Origin of the sequence: Collinsella sp. TF07-1 (assembly GCF_003437235.1) — a bacterium.
Classification (GTDB): Bacteria; Actinomycetota; Coriobacteriia; order Coriobacteriales; family Coriobacteriaceae; genus Collinsella.
Genome location: NZ_QSRV01000048.1, coordinates 2,762 through 3,079 on the forward strand (window position 1 = coordinate 2,762; position 318 = coordinate 3,079).

The window sequence follows — 318 nt, forward strand, 5'->3', positions numbered from 1 at the left end:
TCGGCGACCGCGACCTCGAGGTCTACCTGATCCACGCCGCCGAGTGGAACGTCTCCGGCCACAAGCGCATGACCGAGAAGTCCGTCGTGCTCACCGCCTCCGAGTCCGGCACCACCCCCGAGGTCCTCGAGGCCGTCAAGAAGATGAAGGAAAAGGGCATTCGTGTCTACGCCATGACCAAGCCCGAGGGTCTCATCGGCCAGGCTGTCGGCGCCGAGAATTGCGTCAAGATGGCTTCCGATCATGGTAACGGTGGCTGCGAGATGGGCTACTACCTCGCCGACTGCTTCGGCCTGCGCCTGCTCAACCGCCGCGGCT

The 318-nt window shown here is 64.5% G+C and carries 1 pseudogene; it reads left to right on the forward strand.

Annotated features, from left to right (window positions below):
- A pseudogene (locus DXC67_RS10725) lies at positions 1-318 on the forward strand (SIS domain-containing protein); the annotation flags it as partial.